The following is an 18,292-nucleotide window of genomic DNA, read 5'->3' as shown; positions in this document are numbered from 1 at the left end:
GCAAGTGTTGAATTGCTGGTGCAAACTTATAGTTTGGTAATTAGCTATAGTTTAAAGGATACTATAGGCAACTATAAAAACAGAAAAGGCAACCTGTATAGGTTGCCTTTTCTGTGGTATGTAAATAGAAATTACTTCTTGCTGTAAACTTCTTCGTTGCTGCCGCACTTCAGCATGGCATCACCAAAGTATGGGTTGCGAATCTCTTTGTTAGAGCTCAGCCAGTAAGCACCCTGGTCGTTGTTAGCCATAGGGCAATGCTGATAGTAAAGTGTTTCGTTTGCAGCACCAAATGCTTTTGTAAGGGCAAAGGTAGCTTCTGAAAGCAGCTCAAGCTGCGCACGCTGTAGATCAAGATCAGCAGCTTCGGCCATGGCTGATGCAGCCTGTTTCACTTCGCTCAGTCTTTCTTCTGCAAAAGTTTTCTGCTCGCCTTCCAGCGCACTTACCTCTACTTTTTCAGCGGCAGCTTTAACCTCTTTTGCATCTGCCTGCGCCTTTCCGGCATCCGACGCTACCAGGTTGTCTTTCAGTTTAAGGTAGCTGTCTACAACCGCTGCAATCTGCTCTTTAACAGGACCGTTTACCGACGTATAGTCAGGCGTTTCAACAACTATAGTAGTGGCGTCAGGCATGTTATCGCCGTGGGCCATACCTTCGTGGTGGTCAGCGTGTTCGTTTGCGGCTTCCTGCTTGCTGTCAGTGCAGGCTGTAAATATAAAGGCTGCAAGGGCAGCGGCTACGAGTGTTTTTCTCATGGTTATGTTACTGGATGGTTGAAACTATAAATATAGGAATTGGTTTGATGATTCTGAACTATAGTTCTGTGTGCAACTATAGTTGCTGGTATTGCCTATAGTTCTCTTCGGATGCAAAGTACAGCACATCGCCGTTGGCTCCACCTGGTTTAAGCGCAATAAATGCCGCCGACTTATCAACTTCCTCGCCGGTTAGCGGATCTTTTGTATAACGCACTTCACGCTGATTTTTTATAGTGTTCACGCACATCTCGCAGCAGCCGTAGTACATCTTATCCTCAAACTCAACCGGGTATTGCTTTTTACCCATAAAGGCGTTGTTTACCATGCACACCAGGTCTTTTGGCAGGCCATCTTCTGTCATTAATTCAGCAGGTGTTGCTGTTGCAGCTTGCTGGGCAGTATGCATGCTGTGGTCCATGGCTGCTGTCGTTTCGGCAGGTGCAGCATCAGCCTGTGTTTGCGCTGGTTTATCCGACGAGCAGGAAGCCAGCACAAGCGCCGATAGGGTAAGGTTATAAAACAGGTTCTTCTTCATAAGTAGGTATTATCGTTTAAAAATTAATCTGTTCAAGAATAACAAAGCCGAGCGCCAGCCCGATAGCAAGATACAACAACCATTTCATCCAGGATGATTTCGGATTGGCAGGTTGTTCGTCGCCGGTTCTGCAGCAGTCTTTCATAATACAAAAATATAATATTAATGTTGATGGCTGGCAACAGGGTCGCCGCCTTTTTTAAGTACAAATTCGCTGTATAGCAAATAAGCACCAGAGATCACCACTCTGTCGTTTTCTTTGATGCCCGAAAGTATGGCCACGTTATCAGCGCTTTCTTCTCCGAGGGTAACAACCCGCGCAGCAAAAGTGTTTTTTCCGGTTTGCACCCACACATGGTTATGCTGGCTGCTTCTGATAACAGCATCGGTTGGTATAACCAGACTGGAACCGCTTTTGCCCGGCAGTACAATATTAGCCTGCATGCCCGGCATGTAGTTACCCTGTTTGTTTGGCAGTTCGGCGCGGAGCACAGCTACCTGGCTTCCGGACCTGTATTCGGGACTCAGGAACGTAACTTTGGCTGTAACCGGATCAGCAGCACCCTGCACCGAAACCTGCACCTCATCGCCTACCGATACATTGGCCACTTCCTGCGGGTATAGTTCGGCCTCTACCCAAATGCTGCCCAGGTTACTTAGTTTATATAATTCGCTGCCTTCCGTTACATACTGGCCCTCAGCGGCTGCTACTTCAGTTACTAAACCTGAGGCTGGCGCTACAAACGTGATGCGCGGGTTAGTAGTGCCTCTTCTGGCAAGACTACTGATCTGGCTTTCGGTTAAGCCATATAGTTTGAGTTTCTGTTTGGCAGCGTTCAGGAAGGACGCAAACCGCGGGTTCTCTGCGCCCAGTTCCTGCTGCTGTTTTAAAGCCAGTAGGTATTCCTGCTGTAGCGTCAGGAGCTGTTCGGAGTATAGTTCGTATAGTGGCTGCCCTTGCTTTATTGGCTGACCGGTTTCTTTTATATGCAGTTTATCTATACGCCCTGCAGCGCGGCTGCTGATCACGTCGGTCTGTTCTTCGTTTAGCGCGAGTCGTCCGGTCAGGATAGTGTTGTTGTTCACATCGCCGAATTTTATGCGCTTTACTTTGATATTTCCCAATGCGATCTGGCCATTACTCAGCATCAGTTCGCCCTCTTTCTGCCCACTCTGCGACACAGGTACCAGGTCCATAAAACAGATAGGGCAGGTGCCCGGTTCGTTCTGCACAATCTGCGGGTGCATCGGGCAGGTGTAGGTAACTCCTTCTGCGTGTTTGTGTTCTTTGCCAGAGCAGGCCGCTACAATTATAGCCACCACCAGCAAAAGTATGTTTATGTATCGTTTCATAATTCAATTTTGAATGAGTGATGGAGTGAATGTGTGAATTTTACGTCTCCACATTTTCAAATCATTTTTTTACTCTTATAAAGCTTTCGCTATCTACCAGGAACTGGGCGTTGGTAGCAATTACATTGGTTTGCTGCAGTCCGTCCAGCACCTGTATCTGGTTGTTTTCGGTTGTGCCGACCTGTATGGCAATTGGCTCAAAACCACCCTTTACTTTTTGGAACACAATTGCGCTTGCGCCCACGTCCAGCACAGCAGCTTTTGGTATCCATAGAGAAGGTTCTGTGCTATAGTTTACTTTCCCGTTAACCAGTTGACCGACCATTGCTGCTTTTTGCTCACCAGGCAGGTATACCCGAACCTTTGCAAAGTTTTCGCCGGCCTGGTAAAACGGCTGCAGCAGATCTATTTTAGCCTGCACCTGCTTGTCGGTTACCTGCGGGAACGTGACCTGCAAGGGAGCACCTTTGGTAAGTGCATTTGCAGCGGCGGCAGCTACGTTAAACTCTGCCCACAACTGGTTTGGGTTTACTACCTGTAGCAAGGCCTGCCCAGTGCTCACGTACATGCCTTCGCGCAGCTGTATTTCCGATCCGGCAGATGCCGTTGGTTGCGGCACTGCAGGTGTTGTCGTGGCTCCACTGCCCATTCCATCCATGCCCGACGCCGCAGGAGCAGCCGCCATAGTTGGCGCGGCAGAAGCAGTAGGCGCTGTGGTATTTAATCCAATTACATAGCCATCGTAAGGACTATAGATCGCGAAAGTGTAGCTCTCTTTTCCGGTTCTTACCAGTTGGTTTATCTGGGCATCGGTAGCGCCTTGCAGTCTTAGTTTTTGTTTGGCTGCTTCAATCAGTTGCTTGTCTTCGGGGGCAGCGCGTACCAGGTAAATCAGCTCCCGTTGCGCCGTTATCAGGTCCGGACTATAGATCTCCATCAGCTTCTGGCCTTTGCGGACGGGCTGGAAATTAAATTTTACCTGCAGTGATTCTATTCTGCCGGCCACACGCGCTGGAATGGTGTATACCCGATTCGGATCGTAGCTGATGATGCCCTCCATATTTATAGTTGCCTGCACACTTTTATGCTCCGGTTTTGTGGTAGCAATAGAGGCAACAACTGTTGTGTTGGTTGGCTTCAGCAGAAAGGCCAGATCTTCGGTAATTTCTATGCCCTCGCTGTGCGCATTCTGTGGTACCAGGTCCATGCCGCAGATAGGGCAGGTCCCGGGCTCATTCTGCACAATCTGAGGGTGCATCGGACAGGTGTAGGTTGTGCCCTCTGCGTGCTTATGCTCATCACCTGAGCAGGCCGCAACAACTATAGCCAGCACTAGCAGCAGTATGTTTATATATCTTTTCATCGTTTCTAATTTTGAATGAGTGGTTGAGTGAGTTTTAATTTTCAAATCTCCACATCTCCAAATTTTCAAATCTTCAAATCAACTACTTCTCAATTTCCTTTTCGTAGTTCACCACCATCTGGTAATACTGCTGCAGGTCATTCAAGTAATCCATCTGCGCCATGTTCAGGGCTTCCCAGGCATCGATCACCTCCGGCAGCTGGGCGCTGTTCTGTTCATAGGCCAGCATGGTTACATCGTAGTTCTTCTTTAGGGCCGGCAGAATCTTGTTCTTATAGTTTTCGAGGTGGTGGTGCAGGGCAGTTGCTTCTAGGGCCATGCTCTGCGCCATGCCCTGTGCTTCGGCCAGTATTGCTTCGCGCTCCTGTTGCATCGCGTTTATCTCCAGGTTCATGGCCTTGGTATTAGCCTTATACATTTTAGACGACCACGGTGCAATCGGAATCGAGACCATCGCCATAGCTGAGAACTGCTGCGGCATCATGTCTGACTTCGGGTACATGTGCTCGAACTGAATACTGAAGTCCGGTTTGCGTTCCAGTTTTTCCAGCTGCACATTCAGACGCATGCTTTCAATGCTGCGGTCTATGCGCTGCACATCGCTGCGGGCAGCCGCCAGGTAAGTAGTATCTATCGTTGGCAGCATATGCTGGTGCTGTACTATAGTTGTGTCGATCTTGTAGCGTTGTTCACGGGGCAGGTTCATCAGGGTATTAAGCGTAATGTTCTGCTGCGTGATCTGCCGTTCGGTCATCTCGATCATGTTATCTACTTCGTGCATCCTGGCTTCGGCTTTATAGATGCTGCCGAGCCTGCCCTGGTTATAAGGGTAGCGGATGCGGGCCAGCTTCAGCATGTAGTCCATAATCTTGCGGTTATCCTGCAGGGCATCTATTTTTTTCTCCAGCACGACCCAGTTATAGTATGCCGTTTTGGCCTGTGCCCGCAGCTCGTTATAGGTCACATTCCGGCCAGAGCTCTCTATAGCCGCCCTGGATTTCATGTACTTTTCCTTAGCGCGCAGCTTGGCAGGGTTTGGGATACTTTGTTCTGCCGTGATCATGTAAGCACCTTTGTCCCCAGCATCCATCACCTCGGCTCCCGGATAAGGGTTCATATACAGACCGCCGCCTACCATAGGGGCCATCCAGCTCTTTGCACCTTCGGCGTACGCATCCATGGCTTTGGCACGCGTGTCGTACATCTGCAGCATCGGGTTTTGTTTGCTGATGCGCTGCAGTACGCTGTCCAGGTTCATGACCTGTGGCTGTTGTGTCTGAGCCAGGGCAGGAACTATAGTTAGCAGTAAAGCTATAGTTGCGATTAACCCACCCCTGACCCCTCTGAGGAGGGGAATTTCTGAAGTATATTTTTTAGTGACTAACATCGTAGATCTCAATTTTGCCGTGTTTCTTTAACTCGTACTCTTTGGTCATTTCGAACACTACCGGTGTTACCAGCAGAATGTGGATGGATGATGTAAACACCCCCCCGATCAGCGGAAGCACGATAGGCAGCATCACATCAGTACCCACGCCCGTTGCCCACAACACAGGAATCAAACCGAAAAGGGAAACAGAAACGGTCATGATCTTAGGGCGAAGGCGCTTGGCTGCACCCCGGAACACGTACTCGCGCAGGTCTTTTTTAGTGATCGTATCTGAACTGTTTCCTTTCAGGGCTACCAGCTCGTGCATGGCTTCGTTCAGGTAAACTACCATCAGCATCCCGGTTTCCACGGCCATACCAAACAAGGCAATAAAGCCCACTGCCACGGCCACCGACAGGTTTACGCCATAGAAGTAAACTATAAATACCCCGCCCACCAGCGCAAATGGTATCGTTACCAGGTTTATGAAAGCCTCCTTAAGCGAGTTAAAGGAGAAGTACAGGATCAGGAAAATGATGATGAGTACCAGCGGAATGATGAGTTGCAGCGTCTGGTTGGCACGCACCTGATTTTCCCACTGGCCGCTCCACTCCAGATAATACCCATCAGGAATACCAGTAACTTCCTGGTTTATCTTTTCAATGGCTTCTTCCACGGTACTGCCCAGGTCGCGGTCGCGCACGTTAAACAGCACGGCTCCGCGCAGCTGCGCATTGTCGGAACTGATCATAGGCGGGCCCTCGGTAAACTTAATATCAGCAACTGACGACAGCGGTATAGTTCCGGCAGAAGGTGTCTGGATCGGAATGCGTTTGATGCGCTCCACGCTGTTGCGGTACTCCTGCGCAAGGCGCACGTTAATGGCAAAGCGCTGGCGGCCTTCAATGGTATTGCCTATAGTTGTTCCGCCCAGAGCCGACTCAATGATCATGTTCACATCATCCACGGTCAGGCCGAAGCGGCTCAGGGCATCGCGGTTAATGTCGATTTCCAGGTACTTTCCACCCGTGATCGGCTCAACAAACAGGTCGCGTACACCTTCCACACTACCCAGGGCATCACGTACTCGCTCCGATACTGCTGCAATGGAGTCCAGGTCCTGGCCGTACACTTTTACGCCCACGTCCGTTCTGATACCGGTTGCCAGCATGTTAATGCGGTTGATGATAGGTTGGGTCCAGCCATTTACTACGCCCGGTATCTGCAGTTTGGAATCCAGTTCCTGTATAATGTCTTGCTTGGTCATGCCTTCGCGCCACTCCGACTGCGGTTTCAGCATAATAATCGTTTCGATCATGCTGATAGGGGAGTTGTCGGTGGCGGTGCTGGCACGGCCTGCTTTACCCAACACGCTCTCTACTTCCGGCACCGATTTAATGATCTTGTCCTGTACCTGTAGTATGCGCTTGGCCTCAGCATTGGAGATATCTGGTAAGGTTACAGGCATGAACAGGATAGAGCCTTCGTCGAGAGGTGGCATAAACTCATTTCCGAGGTTAAACAGCATGGGTACAGCTATGAGCAGTGCCAGTACGTTCAATCCTATCGTTGTTTTGCGCCATTTCAAACACCACTTCAGCACAGGGCTGTAGACTTTCTCCAGGGCGCGGTTTATCGGGTTGGCGTTTTCTTCTTTAAACTTCCCTTTCAGGAAAAAGGAAATAAGCACCGGTGTAAGTGTGATGGCAATGATGGCATCAACTATAAGTATAAAGGTTTTGGTCCAGGCCAGCGGCCCGAACAGTTTCCCTTCCTGACCAGTAAGCAGGAACACCGGCAAAAAGGAAACAATGATGATTACGGTACTCCAGAACACACTCGGCCCCACCTGCTTGCTGGCCTTCTCAATGATCCGGATTCTATCTTCTTTTGATAATTTCATGATTCAATTTTGAATGAGTGATTGTGTGAATGAGTGATTTAGCTCATCCAACTTACTCTTCTTCCATCCATTCTTTTCCCTTTGTCGCATCGGCCAAATGCCGGTAAGCATTCTCTACCATCACGATCGCATCATCCACAATCACACCTATAGACAGCGCAATACCGGTTAGCGACATGATGTTGGAGGAGATGCCGAACGCATTGAGCAGTATAAAGCCGATGGCAACAGAGAGCGGCAACTGAATAAGAATAACCAAGGCGCTGCGCCAGTGAAACAGGAAAAGGAATACGATCACCGAGGCCACCAGCATCTCTTCGATCAGGGTCTTTTTAATGGAGTCTACCGATTCGTTGATCAGGCCACTGCGGTCGTACACAATGTTGAACTTCATGCCCTCGGGTAAACCTTTGGCTACTTCTTCCATCTTCACCTTCACGTTGTCGATCACTTCGTCGGCGTTCTCGCCATAGCGCATCACCACAATGCCACCCACTGCTTCTCCTTCGCCGTTCAGGTCAAAAATGCCCAGGCGGCTTTCTCCGGTCATCTGCACGGTGGCTACGTCTTTTATGCGGACAGGTATGGTGTTGTTGGTAGCAACGGCAATGTTTTCGATCTCCTCTGCCGATGCCAGATAGCCGGTAGTTTTAATGATGTATCCAATATCAGAGAGCTCGAATTTGCGGCCGCCTCCTTCGTTGTTATTTGCCCTTACAGACTGGATAACCTGCGGAACTGAGAGATTATAATAGGTGAGTTTATTCGGGTCCAGCGTGATCTCGTACTGCTTCTGGAAACCGCCGAAAGATGCTACCTCACTCACGCCTTTCACATTTTGCAGTGCAAATTTTACGTACCAGTCCTGAACGGCACGTTGTTCACCTAGGTCCATGCCGGGAGCATCCAGGGTATACCAGAGAATGTGGCCTACGCCTGTTCCATCCGGGCCAAGGGTAGGAGCAACGCCTTCAGGCAGCATATTGCCTACCGAACTCAGGCGTTCCAGCACGCGTTCGCGGGCCCAGTACACATCGGTCTCGTCCTCAAAAATAACGTAGATAAAGCTCATCCCGAACATGGAGCTGCCGCGCACATATTTTACATCGGGCAGGCCCTGCAAATTGGTGACAAGCGGGTAGGTGATCTGGTCTTCGATGATCTGGGGGCTGCGGCCCATCCATTCTGTAAAAACAATTACCTGGTTCTCCGAAAGGTCGGGAATGGCATCTACTTTATTTGTTTGTACAGCATATAAGCCCCAACCGAAAAGCGCAGCCGAAATGAGCAGCACAAAGTATCGGTTACGGAGCGAAAAGGAGATTAATTTCGCAATCATGTAAATAAGTTTAACCTGAACAGGATCTGTAAAGCTGCCGGGTTGCAGCAGAAAAGAGATGATGCCAAAACTATAAACTATAGCTATAGTGCAGCCAAATGCTTTGATCAAAGGGCACAGCTACGCCAGCCACAAAGCGGCATCAGAACCTGTTGGGTTATAGCAGGAAGGATTGCACCAGCACCGGTATGTCGCGGACGACAGGAGGGGAGGTGTAAAGTGCGTAAGCAGGTTTAAGAGTAACTTTCGGGAAGTACAGTTGCAGCACTACAGCATGAACTATAGCCAGAAACTGGTAGTCGGGAAGTTTGGTTAGCTGGATGGATTTAGAATCCGAAATGTTGTCCTGGCGCTCAATTACCAGTTTATGATCGTTGCAGCAGTCTTCGTCAGTCGAGGTATCAGCCGGTTTATGGCAGGCCGGCAGTGCTTCTTTCTGCTGCTCCATCGGGCATTCTGCCGCCTGGCCTAGAAAGCTCAAATCACGGATATCGCCGGCACAAAAGTGCAGCCCCACCGACAGGCCTGTAGAAGTTACAAGCACCAGTAGGGTAAGCGTTAGCAATATGATCCGTTGTAAGCCTTTCATGCTCTGAATGATACTCTGCAAAGGTAATACTTAAGACAGGATGGTGTTTATACTTTTACAGAAAAGATTTACAGATTTAGCCATTCGCAGGGTATAGCTGGCTATACAGCTATAGTTTCGCGATGAAAGTGTGAGCGTATAACTATAGTTTATAGCTGAGAATTGTAAAAGCCCGACTGTATTTTACAGGCGGGCTTTGGTATAACTATAGTTTTATTGCCAGGTCATGTTGCCGCGGCCTCCACTTAAGCGGTCACCTTCCTTATCACGTGGCCAGATGTCGGCTTTGTTTGTTAAGGCAATTGGTTGGGCCGGGTTAGATGGCACAATCGCGATGGCTGTATAATAGGTAAACTCAAAAGTCTTGAATGTCCAGACAGCAATGTATTTCCCGTCTGGCGACCAGGTGCTAAAGCTTTCTTCGTTGTCATTATCAGACGCAGTCAGCTGCTTCAGGTTTGAGCCATCTATGTTCATGGTCCAGATGTGTTTGTTCAGCATAAAGGCTACTCTTTTTCCATCCGGGCTAACAGATGGCAGTAGTGGCGTCGGGTTGGCTAACTGTGGATTTATGTTGGTCAGGGTAGCGGTGGTTCCGTTTAGCGTTGCGATGTATAACCCTGCTTTGGCAGACGGTCTGCTTGGCACGTAGCCATCCGAAGAATGATCCCCGGCTACTACAAGTCTGCCATCCGGCAACCATACAGCACTGTACATATCCGGAATACCCGCTACATAATTACCTGCCAGGTCTATGATCACGGTGCCGCGCTTAACCGGGTATTTCGATGGCTCAAAAATTTTATTGTGTGTGAAAGCGATTTTGGTACCATCCGGCGAAAGCTGTGGCGAGTAAACGGCGGTCGTTTCTTTGGTATCATACACCACGGTTTTCTGCGAGCCGCTGGCGTTGGTTATTTCCAGTCGCTCAAACACACCGGAAATGTGCAGGGTAGAGCCATTTGGCATGCGGTTTGGCATCCGGCCTTCAAACAACTCCGGGTTTGCCTTGGTCGCAAAGTTGTATTCTCTTACTGATGACGACCAGTCGTGGGTTAGTTTTCCGCTCCAGTTGTTTGTCTCAGTTACAGGGTCTACTTCTGTGTCTTCGGAGTCGCAACTGGTAAACAGAAAAGTACCTGAAATAATCAGCATTGTGAACAAGGTGTAAAAATTACATCTCATGGGTTTAGGGTTTTTATGATTAAAGGTGATTAATCAAAGAATAGATATAACCCTATATATGGATGTTAACTAAAAAAGTTACATAAAATATAATTATTGGTCAAAATATGTTGCTGATGACTAGCTAAATTGGTTCAGAATTAATGAAAGATTATCGTTTAGTTATTTGCCTGGCTCGTGTACATCTTCTTCTTCCACGTCATGTTCGTCCATTTTGCTTTCTGCCCATGCAAGGTCTTTTTCTTCGGGTTGGAGACCCTCCTGGTCAGCACCATGTTTTTCGTCATAAAGCAGTTCTACCAGCATCGGGAAGTGATCGGAACCGAAGTAAGGCAGGCGTTTTATTCCGATGAGCGTGAAATGTTCGCTGTGGAAAAGGTGATCGAGCGGCCATCGGGCAAAGAAAAAGCTTGCATGAAATGTATTGAACATGCCGCGACCTATCCGTGGATCCAACAAGCCGCTGATCTTGCGGAACAAACGGGTAGTTGCCGACCAGGCCACATCATTCAGGTCGCCGGTAACGATAATCGGAGAAATCTCATCAGATACGCTTTTGGCAACTACCAGCAACTCGGCATCGCGCTCCGACGATTTCAGGTTCTCGGTTGGGCTGGGCGGTGCCGGGTGCAGAAAGTGTACCCGTACTTTAATGCCGGATCGGAGCACGACCAACGCATGCATAGAGGGCACATCAGGCTCTACCAGATATTGGATAGCCGTATCTTGCAGTGCCAGTTTCGAATATACGTGCATGCCATAGCGGTTATCCAGCGGGCACTTCATGGTATGCCTATAGTATGTTTCCAGTACCGCCAACTGGTTTTCCCACCATTTGTCGGTTTCAAGCGTAACCAGCACATCAGGCTCATACTGGCTTACCATTTGTATCAGGCCTGCTGTGTTACGGTTGGGTGTCAGTACATTGGCAGTTAAAATGCTGATCTGGTTTTGCAGTTCCCGGCGACGTGCCTGCTTTACTTCCACCGGAAAAAGGCGGGTGTACGGTATAATCCAGCCGGCATGGTAGCACAAACTCCCGAAAGCGATGCCTGTCATCAGCCAGCTTTCATAATCCGAGAAATCAAGCAGGATAAATTCAGCTACCAGCATGGCAAAGGCCAGCAGCATAAACTGAAAGCGCGGAAAATCAAGGCCACGCACCCACCAGGCATTGTGGCGCCAAAGCGGGAGCAGGGTCACATACAGCAGCAGGTATGTCAACGCTATCAGAAGTTTAACCATCATCAGGCTATACTTCCGGCAGCAGGAAGGGTTTGGCTAAATGCCAACTATAGTTGTAATAAGGTAAAGCCAGTTGCTGGTGCTATAGTTGCAGCCCTTAAAAATCCTGTCCCAGCGAGATGCGGCCCACGTTTTTAAGGTCGTTCAGCTCCTTGTATAATTGCTTTACATGCAGAGCTTTCGGCACGTAAACGTATAGCTTTATAGTGGTGTGCTGCCTGTTTTTAGACTGTACAATGTTGATGTTGTTGGTAATGATATCGTGGTTTTCCAGAATGCCCAGTATTTTGCTCGTTTCTATTTTGGAAGATTCATAGGTTATTTTCAGGGTTTTGAGCGTGCCGGTGTTCAGGTAGCGTTTGCCAACCTTATCGAGCACGGCCAGCACAAACAACAAAACTATAGTTACCACTGCAGCTGGTGCATACATACCCACTCCTACCGCCAGGCCAACTGCTGCCACTGCCCAAATGGTAGCCGCTGTAGTTAGCCCATGTGTGTTGCCTCCCAGCCTGAAAATAGCGCCCGCACCCAAGAAGCCAATGCCGGAAACAACCTGCGCAGCAAGTCGGGCAGGGTCTACGTTGCGGTATTCTGAGAAGGTTTGTGGTATGTAAACCGAAATGAGCATGAGTAGGCAGGCGCCAACGGCAATTACAATATGCGTGCGCAGCCCGGCCTGCTGCCTGCGCTTTTCACGTTCCCAGCCTAAGAGGCCACCCAAAACAGCACTTAACAACACCCTGATGACGACATTGCCCAGGGTAACTTCATGAGAGTCAAATAAAATAAGATCCATATAAACTAGTTAACACCAACTAGACTAACCTACTGGAGTGCGCTTTGTTAATTGCTTACTAAGAATTGAATGATGCAGCGGCCTCAACGGAGAAACAAATCTTGGCCGGCAGATGTACCTGAACTATACTTTTACAACTATAAAAAGTTGCTGCGCTACTACAACCTGCTGTAGTTGAACGTAAAAACTTTCTGCACAAAAAAACGGCTTCCCATTGCTGAGGAGCCGTTTCTGTCTGTACGTATAGTTAAGCGCTATTCTTCCGCCACTTCCGACTTCATTTTTTCTGAAAGGATAAACGAAGCCCCTTTCTGCACAACCTGTGCATTTTCAGGTAACGCTTCTTTCAGGTTTACTTCCGTAAAGCCGCCTTCTGTTACTCCTGTTTCCACCGGAATCATTTTAAACGAAGTATCGCTGATCTGATGAAAAATGTAAGCCTGATTTTTATAAAGTACAATGGCTTCTTCAGGAACCGATAGCGCAGCGTGTTTGCCCGCCAGAATATGGCCGTTGATGTACATGCCGGGCAGCAAGCCTTTGGTACCGTTTTTCTTTATTTCGGCGTGCACCGGCACAGCACGTGTTTCTCCTTCAAAAGAGCGGCCGATGGCAAATACTTCGCCTTCCACTTCTTCTCCCGAAACATTAGGCGAGGTGAAAACCACTTTTTGGCCTTTCTCCAGTTTCGCGAAATCCTTTTCAAACACACTCAGGTCCAGGTGCAGGTGACTGTCGTCGATGATCTGCAGGATGGGCTGGTTCGGTTCTGCGAAGGTACCCAGGTTTACAGTTACTGCCTGCACGTGGCCCGATATAGGTGCAACCAGGTTCAAAGTGCGGGTAATGCGACCGTTTTCCACATTTTTAGGAGAAATGCCCAGCGTCTGCAGCTGCTCGCGCAATGAATTTAACCTTGCCTGCAGAACCTTTACGTTAGAGTTGGCCTGCTGGTAGTTTTTCAGAGCACCTACCTGCTCGTCGGACAGCAGTTTCTGGCGCTCCAGTTCCTGGCGGGCCATGCTTAGCTGGCTGCTCGCAGTCAGGTAAGATTCCTGCATGCTAAGCAGGTCAGGGTTTTCTATAGTTGCCAGTACCTTGCCTTTCTGTACGTAATCGCCTTCAATTACATGGATGCTGCGCACCATGCCACCTACCAGCGGGCTCACGTTGGCTTTACCTTCCGGTGGCAACGAAAGCTGGCCTTTGGCCGGTACGCGCGTAGAAAGCGTTCTCTCTTGCAATGGTCCTACTTCCAGTTTGCTTACCTGCTGCATTTCTTTCGAGAACTGGACTATATCAGGAGCAGTAGCTGCCGATGTTGTTTCCGTTGCTTCGGTTTGGGTAGCAGGTTCACTTTGCTCTGATGAACAGCCTGTTGTAAAAATCAAGGCGGCTAAAGCAGCCGATACTATATATCGTTTCATGTTATTCTTCTCCGGTTAAAAACTGTAGGTTAATGATGCTCTGGTTATAGTTGAGCAACGCGTTCAGGTATTGCAGGCGCAAACTATAGGCTTGATCCATGGCCTGCACAAACTCCACGTAATCCACTTCGCCGAGCCTGAAGCTCAGGTTAGCAGCTTTTTCGAGTTGTGTTGCCTGCTGCAGGGCACCCTGCTCGTAGTAGTATAGTTGCTGGGCTTGTTTTTGCAGCTCCTGAAGTGCATTTTGCATGTCGGTTTCCAGCTGCTTTTGCTGTGCTTCGGCCTGCTTTTGTGCGGCCTGCTCGTTCAGTCGGGCGGCCTGTATTCTAGACTTTTGCGCACCAAACCAAAGCGGAACCGAAATGCCGGCTTCAACGCCTGTAAAGCGGTCCGAGCTTCCATATACACGTCCCGGATCAGTGGCAAAACTCTCGCCTATAAAAGTCTGGTTAAAGTAACCGATACTGAAGTCGGGCAGCAGGCGTGCTTTTTCCAGTTTTGTTTCCTGTTTCGCTACCTGCACTTCTCCCTGCAGATACTGCAGCCACACCTGGGCCGCAATGGTATCGGTAAGCACAACGGAACTATACTTTTGCTGCGGACCAACTATAAAACGGATCTCACCGGCCGGGGCATGTAACAGCTGGTGAAGGCTGTTTTCCGCCATTTTAACTTCGGCATCGGTCTGTGCCAGTTCAGCTTTCAGGCCCAGTCGTTTGGCTTCGGCGGTGGCTCGTTCCAGAGCGCCCGTTTCGCCGGATTTTTCACGTACGCGGGCGGCGTGCTCAAAATTAGCAAAGAGCGAATCGCGGGACAGCAACATTTGTTTGCGGCTCTGTAGATGCTGCCATTGTTCGAATGCCAGTTTCACATCGCGCAGGACCTGTCGCTCTGTTATGCGTTGCCGTATTTCGGCCTGCGTGGCGTTTGCATCGGCCAGTTTTGCCTGGTTACTATACACTGTAGGGAAGGCAAATTCCTGCGACACCGTGATTTCTTCGTCTTTCTCAACGGTACTGATCTGGCCACGTTTATAGTTCAGGTTCGTTTTAGGCAAATCAAATGCTGCTCCCTTCAACGCTTTTTGCTGTGCTGTTTGCAGCTCGGCAGCTTTCAGCGTCGGGTTATTTTCCTTGGCATACTGGAGCGCGCCCTGCAGGTCCAGTTGTTGTGGAGCCTGCTGTGCCTGTGCCGTAAAAGTACTACCAAAGTACAGACCTAAACCGATCAGTAAAGTAGCCACATGGTGTGCTTTTGCCCGCTTCAGCTTGCTTTCTTCACGGGATGTGAAGATGTAATACAGCACCGGAAGCACTACCAGCGTGAGCAGGGTGGATGTTACCAGACCGCCAATTACCACTGTTGCCAGTGGTTTCTGTACTTCAGCACCTGCCGATGTAGAGAGCGCCATTGGCAGGAAGCCCAACGCTGCCACCGATGCTGTCATCAATACAGGCCGCAGGCGAACGGTTGTTCCTTCAATTACGCGTTCATACACATTATCCCAGCCTTCTTTCTTGAGCTGGTTCAGATAACCGATGAGCACGATGCCATTGAGTACCGCCACACCAAAGAGCGCAATAAAACCAACACCTGCCGAAATACTGAACGGCATGTCGCGGAGCCAGAGCGCAAAAATACCCCCAATAGCAGCCAGCGGAATGGCTGTAAAAATCAATAGACTCTGCTTAACAGAATGGAAGGTAAAGTACAGCAGCACCAGAATAAGCAGCAGAGCTGCCGGAACTGCTATCTGCAGGCGTTGCTTGGCATTGATCAGGTTTTCTAACTGACCACCATAGGTAATGTAGTACCCGGCCGGCATCTTCAGTTCCTGCTCCAGTTTCAGTCTAACCTCCTCAACTATAGATTCCACGTCGCGGTCGCGCACGTTAAAGCCTACTACAATGCGGCGCTGTCCTTCTTCGCGGGAGATCTGCATCGGGCCGTTTTCGTAGCGGATGTCAGCTACCTGTAGTAATGGCACCTGTCCACCATTTGGCAGTGGCACAAAAAGGTCTTCTATATCACCGAGGTTCTGGCGGTAATCCTTTTCCAGGCGCACTACCAGGTCAAAACGACGGTCGCCCTCGTATACCGAACCCGCTGCTTCGCCGGCAAAAGCGGTGCGTAGCACGCGGTTCACGTCCTGTACGTGCAGGCCATATTGCGCCAGTTTCTCACGTTTCAGGTCTACTACAATCTGCGGCAGGCCGGTCACTTCTTCCACAAACATATCCTGCGCGCCACGCACCGGACGAATAATACGTTCGGCATCAGCGGCAAGTCTGCTTAGTTCATCCAGGTCCTCACCGTAAATCTTCACGGCCACATCCTGGCGTGCACCGGTTATCAGCTCGTTAAAGCGTAATTGAATTGGTTGCTGGAAGCCATAGTTTACGCCCGGAATTACCTGCAATGCCGAATCCATTTTGGCGGCCAGTTCTTCGCGGGTGCTGGCGCTGGTCCATTCGTCGCGGTCTTTGAGCAGGATCATCACGTCGGCAGCCTCAATTGGCATCGGGTCGGTAGGAATCTCAGCCGTACCGATCTTGCCGATCACTTCCTTTACTTCCGGGAAATTCTTCTGCAGTATTTCGCTGACTTTTAGCGTTGTCTGGATGGTTTGTTCCAAAGATGCTCCCGGCACCAGGCGCAGATCCATGGCAAAGTCGCCTTCATCTAATTGCGGAATAAACTCACCACCCATGCGGCTGAACACCACCAAACTTATTGCTAACAAACCAACGGCTGTACCTAAAATGATAGCCTTGCTGCGCAGCGCAAAACGGATAACAGGTTGGTACGCGTTCATGATCTTATCCATGATGCGGTCGGAGATGTTGCGCTTGTGCTTGGATTTTTTGCTCAGCGCCAGTGTCGAGATCATCGGCACGTAGGTAAGCGACAGGATGAAGGCACCTAGAATGGCAAAGCTCACGGTCTGTGCCATTGGCTTAAACATTTTACCTTCTATGCCTACCAGCGCCATAATTGGCAGGTAAACAATAAGGATAATAAGCATACCGAAAGCGGCAGAGTTCATTATCTTGGAGGCAGCGTTCTCCACTTCATGGTCCATCTCTTTCTGGGTGAGCTTGCGGAGCGGCAGGTTGGCGTTTTTGCTGACTATAAAGTGCAGCACCGATTCCACAATGATTACCGAGCCATCCACGATCAGACCAAAGTCAATGGCACCTAAACTCATCAGGTTTCCCGACACGCCGAACAGGTTCATCATGGTAATGGCAAACAGCATAGAAAGCGGAATAACCGAGGCAACTACCAGACCAGCACGTAGGTTGCCTAATAGCAATACCAGTACGAACACCACGATCAGGCCACCTTCAATCAGGTTTTTGGTAACGGTATTCACGGCGCGGTCCACCAGCTCGCTGCGGTCCAGGTAGGCATCTATCACGAGTCCTTCGGGCAAGCTGGCCTGAATTTTTTCTACGCGCTGCTGTACGTCTTTTATCACCTGCGATGAGTTGGCGTCCTTGTACATCAGCACGATTCCACCCACTACTTCGCCTTCGTTGTTGCGGGTCAGGGCACCGTAACGCACCGGGTGGCCAAAGTTAACTTCTGCAACATCGCGCACCAGCACCGGCACACCTTCGCGGTTGCTGATCACGATCTGCTCAATATCCTTAAGCTCGGTAACCATGCCCAGGCCACGGATAAAGAAAGCACTGTTGTTTTTCTCAATATAGGCCGCCCCGGTATTTTCATTGTTGGTACCAATGGCTTCCAGCACTTCCGGTACGGTTAGGTTAAAGCTACGGAGGCGGTCGGGGTTAAGGGCTACTTCGTATTCTTTTAAAAAGCCGCCAAAACTACTCACATCGGCCACGCCGGGCGTACCCAGCAACTGCCGACGCACTATCCAATCCTGGATGGTGCGTAATTCCATCGCGCTGTACTCTTTCGGGCTGTTTGCTTCCTGATGGATGGTGTACTGGTAGATTTCGCCCAGACCAGTACTAACGGGGGCCATTTCAGGCTTACCTACGCCAGGTGGAATCTCATCAACGGCCACATCCAGGCGCTCTTTTATAAGCTGCCGGGCCAGGTAAATGTCTACACCGTCTTCAAAAACAACGGTAATAACAGAAAGGCCAAAGCGCGATACCGAACGCATCTCTACTACGTCGGGGGTGTTGGCTAAGGCAATTTCGATTGGGGTGGTAATAAAGCGCTCTACTTCCTGAGCGGCAAGTGTAGGAGAGGATGTAACTACCTGCACTTGGTTATTGGTGATGTCGGGAACGGCATCTACGGGCAGTTTGGTAACGTTGTAAATACCAACTACTACCAGCGCCAGTACCATCAGCCCTACCACCAGTTTATTATGGATGGAGAAACTAATTATCTTCTGAAACATTGATCTGTAATTTAATGCTGGAAAAAAATCTTCCGGT

General features: G+C 49.5%; 14 protein-coding genes. All 14 read right to left on the bottom strand.

Translation table 11 applies throughout. From position 1 onward, the window contains the following. Window positions 1–131 precede the first annotated feature (131 nt). A complete protein-coding gene (locus GXP69_RS12325; RefSeq protein ID WP_163915376.1) occupies window positions 132–758 on the bottom strand; it encodes a DUF3347 domain-containing protein in 627 nt (208 codons plus the stop codon). Between the two features lie 76 nt (window positions 759–834). Next, entirely contained in the window at window positions 835–1,296 is a 462-nt protein-coding gene (locus GXP69_RS12320; RefSeq protein WP_163915375.1) for a hypothetical protein, read from the bottom strand. A gap of 16 nt (window positions 1,297–1,312) precedes the next feature. After that, complete coding sequence (locus GXP69_RS19230) at window positions 1,313–1,441, bottom strand: hypothetical protein (RefSeq protein ID WP_262887439.1); 129 nt, start codon at window positions 1,439–1,441, stop codon at window positions 1,313–1,315. Between the two features lie 17 nt (window positions 1,442–1,458). Further along, window positions 1,459–2,649 carry an efflux RND transporter periplasmic adaptor subunit gene (locus tag GXP69_RS12315; RefSeq protein WP_163915374.1) on the bottom strand — a complete coding sequence of 397 codons (1,191 nt, stop codon included), beginning with the start codon at window positions 2,647–2,649 and terminating at the stop codon, window positions 1,459–1,461. A gap of 61 nt (window positions 2,650–2,710) precedes the next feature. Further along, window positions 2,711–4,012 carry an efflux RND transporter periplasmic adaptor subunit gene (locus tag GXP69_RS12310; RefSeq protein WP_163915373.1) on the bottom strand — a complete coding sequence of 434 codons (1,302 nt, stop codon included), beginning with the start codon at window positions 4,010–4,012 and terminating at the stop codon, window positions 2,711–2,713. Window positions 4,013–4,094: 82 nt separating this feature from the next. After that, entirely contained in the window at window positions 4,095–5,399 is a 1,305-nt protein-coding gene (locus GXP69_RS12305; RefSeq protein WP_163915372.1) for a TolC family protein, read from the bottom strand. Beyond that, window positions 5,386–7,284, bottom strand: coding sequence for an efflux RND transporter permease subunit (locus GXP69_RS19225; protein WP_163915371.1), 1,899 nt, complete (start codon window positions 7,282–7,284; stop codon window positions 5,386–5,388). The genes GXP69_RS12305 and GXP69_RS19225 overlap by 14 nt, the downstream gene beginning before the upstream one ends. A 52-nt stretch (window positions 7,285–7,336) precedes the next feature. Beyond that, window positions 7,337–8,623, bottom strand: coding sequence for an efflux RND transporter permease subunit (locus GXP69_RS19220; RefSeq protein WP_163915598.1), 1,287 nt, complete (start codon window positions 8,621–8,623; stop codon window positions 7,337–7,339). A gap of 157 nt (window positions 8,624–8,780) precedes the next feature. Continuing rightward, window positions 8,781–9,233: an HYC_CC_PP family protein gene (locus tag GXP69_RS12290; protein WP_163915370.1), complete on the bottom strand. Its 453-nt coding sequence runs from the start codon at window positions 9,231–9,233 to the stop codon at window positions 8,781–8,783. A gap of 192 nt (window positions 9,234–9,425) precedes the next feature. Continuing rightward, a complete protein-coding gene (locus tag GXP69_RS12285; protein WP_163915369.1) occupies window positions 9,426–10,397 on the bottom strand; it encodes a DPP IV N-terminal domain-containing protein in 972 nt (323 codons plus the stop codon). A 162-nt stretch (window positions 10,398–10,559) separates the two neighbouring features. After that, window positions 10,560–11,645 (bottom strand): endonuclease/exonuclease/phosphatase family protein, encoded by a 1,086-nt coding sequence (locus tag GXP69_RS12280; RefSeq protein WP_163915368.1) that lies wholly within the window; start codon window positions 11,643–11,645, stop codon window positions 10,560–10,562. Window positions 11,646–11,739: 94 nt separating this feature from the next. Beyond that, window positions 11,740–12,441, bottom strand: coding sequence for an MgtC/SapB family protein (locus GXP69_RS12275; protein WP_163915367.1), 702 nt, complete (start codon window positions 12,439–12,441; stop codon window positions 11,740–11,742). Between the two features lie 254 nt (window positions 12,442–12,695). Further along, window positions 12,696–13,868 (bottom strand): efflux RND transporter periplasmic adaptor subunit, encoded by a 1,173-nt coding sequence (locus GXP69_RS12270; protein WP_163915366.1) that lies wholly within the window; start codon window positions 13,866–13,868, stop codon window positions 12,696–12,698. Between the two features lies 1 nt (window position 13,869). Further along, window positions 13,870–18,255 (bottom strand): CusA/CzcA family heavy metal efflux RND transporter, encoded by a 4,386-nt coding sequence (locus GXP69_RS12265; protein WP_163915365.1) that lies wholly within the window; start codon window positions 18,253–18,255, stop codon window positions 13,870–13,872. Between the last annotated feature and the right edge of the window lie 37 nt (window positions 18,256–18,292).

It is taken from the genome of Pontibacter burrus (assembly GCF_010686685.1).
GTDB lineage: Bacteria > Bacteroidota > Bacteroidia > Cytophagales > Hymenobacteraceae > Pontibacter > Pontibacter burrus.
Note: the sequence above shows the minus strand (reverse complement) of the source record. Positions and strands in the feature narration are given on the sequence as shown.